The 3,606-nt window shown below is 64.7% G+C and carries 3 protein-coding genes and 1 pseudogene; all 4 read right to left on the bottom strand.

Annotated features, from left to right (window positions below; genetic code table 11):
* Positions 1–188, bottom strand: a 188-nt coding sequence (locus tag VDP82_RS15615) for a 2Fe-2S iron-sulfur cluster-binding protein (protein ID WP_323015751.1), incomplete at its 3' end; no start/stop codon positions are given.
* 68 nt (positions 189–256) lie between these two features.
* A complete protein-coding gene (locus tag VDP82_RS15610; RefSeq protein WP_323015750.1) occupies positions 257–1,282 on the bottom strand; it encodes an NAD(P)/FAD-dependent oxidoreductase in 1,026 nt (341 codons plus the stop codon).
* Between the two features lie 118 nt (positions 1,283–1,400).
* Entirely contained in the window at positions 1,401–2,669 is a 1,269-nt protein-coding gene (locus VDP82_RS15605; protein ID WP_323015749.1) for a phosphoadenylyl-sulfate reductase, read from the bottom strand.
* Between the two features lie 65 nt (positions 2,670–2,734).
* Positions 2,735–3,606: pseudogene (locus VDP82_RS15600) on the bottom strand (nitrite/sulfite reductase); the annotation flags it as partial.

Genomic DNA, 3,606 nt, shown 5'->3' with positions numbered 1-3,606 from the left:
TTGGGCGCGCCGACGCTGTCGAGCCATTCGGGATCGACATAGACATGGCAGGTGGCGCAGGCGCAGGCGCCGCCGCATTCGGCCTTGATGTTGAGGCCCCAGTCGCGGATGACCTCCATGACCCGCCAGCCGTCCAGCCCTTCCAGCTCATGCACGTCGCCGGCCTGGTCGGTCACGGTAATCTTCATCTGTCGCGCTCCTCAACAAGCGGGGCGTGATTAGCCTTATGCGGCGCAAGGGGCAAGGGCGCCCGGTTTCAGGCGACGCCCAGCTTCTTTTGCAGCTTGGTGGAGCTGGTGGTGTATTGGAACACCACCCGCTCGCCCGGCGAGACGATGGCCTTGGCCGCCTGCGCCATCAGCGCCGCCTCGTGGAAACCGCTCAGGATCAGCTTGAGCTTGCCCGGATACCAGTTGATGTCGCCAATGGCGAAGATGCCCGGCACCGAGGTCTCGAATTTTTCCGTATCGACCACGATTGTGTTGTCATTGAGCTCCAGCCCCCAATCGGCCACCGGACCCAGCTTCATGGTCAGCCCGAAAAACGGCAGCAGGCGCGTGGCGGGAATGGCCAGGTCCCCGGCATCGGTGGCCAGATGCACATGGTCGAGCTGGCCGTCCGTGCCTTCGAGCCGGGCGATCTGGCCGAGCTGGAAATTGACCTTCCCCTCGGCCACCAGCTCCTTCATCTTGTTCACCGAGGCCGGCGCCGCCTTGAAGGCGTCGCGCCGATGCACCAGCGTCAGCGTGCGCGCGATGGGCTCCAGGCTCAGCGTCCAGTCCAGCGCCGAGTCGCCCCCGCCCACGATCACCACGTCCTGGTCGCGGAAATCCTCCATCTTCCGCACGGCGTAAAACACCGACTTGTTCTCATAGGCCTCGATGCCGTCCACCGGCGGGCGCTTGGGCTGGAACGAGCCGCCCCCGGCGGCGATCACCACCACCTTGGTCAGGAACACTTCATCGGCATCGGTGGCCAGCCTGAAGCGGCCATCCGCCTGCTTTTCGATGGAATTGACCATGCGCGAGAAATGAAATTCCGGCGCGAAGGGGGCGATCTGCGTCATCAGATTGTCGGTGAGCTGCTGGCCGGTCACGACCGGAAAGCCCGGAATGTCATAGATGGGCTTTTCGGGATAAAGCTCGGCGCATTGCCCGCCGGGACGGTCCAGAATGTCGATGAAATGACATTTGATGTCGAGCAGCCCGAGTTCAAAGGCCGCGAACAGCCCGCAGGGGCCGGCGCCAATGACAACGACATCGGTGGTGATCTCAGTGCTCATATTTTCTTCAGGTCCAAACAGAAGCCGGGGCATCTTGCCCCGTCTCATAACGATGCGAGCCGCCGCTGTCACCACGGCTCCGGTCCATCTCAAAGCTGACGATTGTGCTCCACTTACATCAGGAGGCGCGGCGAAGAAAGGGGCGCGTGCCCACGGGAATCTCCGTGGCCCCTACCGGCTGGTAGAACAGCGCCACTTCCGGCAGGCGGTTTTCGATCAGCGCCTGCCGCGTCGGCTCATGCGTCACCACGAAAGCTGAAAAGCCGCAGCGCCGCATCAGCGGAATCTGGTCCTGCAACACATCGCCCACCGCGCGCACTTCCCCGCCATAGCCATAGCGCTCGCGCAGCAGGCGCGCGCTCGAATAGCCGCGCCCGTCGCCAAAGGCGGGGAAGGAAATGGCCACCGAGGCGAACCGCCCCAGATCCTCGGCCACGTCCTCTACCCTTTCCCCCGGCGCGATCAGGAGCCCCAGCGGGTGCGGACTGGAAAGAAAGGCCTCGCGCTGCGCGAGGAACGCCGCCAGCGGCACATGCACATAGCGCGCTTCTGTCGCGGCGAGACCTTCATCCCAGGGCTTGAACGGATCGGCAATGAAGGCGCCGTCCTTCCACAGATTATGGCGGCTGGCCTGCATGGGCGAGGCGATGGCGCCGTTGAAATCGTAATGGATGCCGCATTCCTTCTTGTTGAGCCCACGCCAGCGGCCGGCGCGCGGGTCCTCGCCCTCGGCCACCACCGAGGTGCAGGGGGCGCAGCCGATGGATTTGTAGCCCTTTGCGTAGAGCGGATGTTCGGGCAGATCATGCGCCTTGCGATAGGCGATCACGTCGGCATCGGTGAAATAGGCCAGCGGATTGACCTTGATGCGCTCGTCGCTGGTCAACTCGAAATGCGGCAGCACGCCGCGCTCCTGCGTCTGGTAGCGCTTGCGTCCCGTCACCCAGCCGCCATAGCGCAGCGTCACCGGCTCAAGCGGTTCGGTCTTGCGGATATGGCAGCACGAATCCGGGTCCGTCTCCCACAGCGTCCCCTGCGGATCGAACCGGGCGATATCGGCCGGGTCGGGATGGATGGCCTCCACATGGGTCAGCCCGAACCGGCTCTTGAGCGTTTCCACATAGGCCAGGGTTTCGGGAAAATGCTTGCCCGTTTCCAGGAAGAACACCGGCATGGCCGGGTCCACCTGCGACACCATGTGCAGCAGCACCGCCGAATCCGCCCCGAAGGACGAAACGATGGCCAGGTCTCCATGCAGCACGTCCTCGACCGCATAGCGCAGCACGCCCACCGCGTCCATTTCGTCGAACATGCCATTAAGCGCCACGATGCCCAGCGCGCGCAGCCTGTCATGGGAGGCGGGATGGGTCGGGTCAGGCATGGTCATGAGCAACCTCGGCATATCCGGGCGCACCAGCGCCACTTCTCCCCCAAAGGCAGAGGAGGAGAGCGTCATGCGTTCCCATAAAGCGCCTCCTTGAACGGGGCCTCGCCCAGCCGGCGATAGGCCTCGATGAAACTCTCGCCGGCGCTCTGCCGGCGGGCGATATAGGTGTCGACCAGCGTTTCGATGGCCTGCGGAACGTCCTCGGCGGCAAAGCCCGGCCCTATGATCTTGCCCACCGCCGCGTCCTCGGTGGCGTCGCCCCCCAGCGTGATCTGGTAGAGCTCGCCCCCCTTCTTCTCGACGCCCAGAATGCCGATATGGCCCACATGGTGGTGGCCACAGGCATTGATGCAGCCCGAAATCTTGATCTTGAGCGGCCCGATTTCGGCCTGCCGCGCCGGAGCGGCAAAGCGCGTCGAGATCGCCTGCGCCAGCGGGATGGAACGGGCATTGGCCAGCGCGCAGAAATCCAGCCCCGGGCAGCATATAGTGTCGGCGATGGTGCCCGCATTGCCCTCGGCCAGCCCCGCCGCCACCAGCCCGTCATAGACGGCGCGCAGATCCGCGATGGCGACATGGGGCAGCACCAGGTTCTGCTCGTGGCTCACCCGCAATTCGTCGAAGCTGTAGCGCTCGGCCAGGTCCGCCACCGCGTCCATCTGCGCGTCGGTGGCGTCGCCCGGCGCCCCGCCCACCGGCTTCAATGAGATAGTGACCGACACATAGCCCGGCTGGCGGTGGGAATAGAGGTTGTTGTCCAGCCAGCGTCCATAGGCGGGGTCGAGAATGGATTGGTAGGCCACGTCGATCCGCGTCGCCCCCTGCTCGGAAAAGTCGGGCGGGGCGAAATAGGCGGAGATGCGCGCGACCTCTTCCTCGGGCAGGGTCAGAACACCGCCGCGCAATTGCGCAAATTCGGCTTCCACCTGGCCCTTGA

The sequence above is a fragment of the Devosia sp. genome (assembly GCF_034675085.1).
Classification (GTDB): domain Bacteria; phylum Pseudomonadota; class Alphaproteobacteria; order Rhizobiales; family Devosiaceae; genus Devosia.
The sequence above is the reverse complement of the archived record's forward strand: the minus strand, read 5'-3'. Positions and strand labels throughout refer to the sequence as shown.

Excerpts from the sequence above, each read along its gene's own strand:
- VDP82_RS15610 (WP_323015750.1), bottom strand. The coding sequence starts at position 1,282 with ATGAGCACTGAGATCACCACCGATGTCGTTGTCATTGGCGCCGGCCCC.
- VDP82_RS15605 (WP_323015749.1), bottom strand. The coding sequence starts at position 2,669 with ATGACCATGCCTGACCCGACCCATCCCGCCTCCCATGACAGGCTGCGC.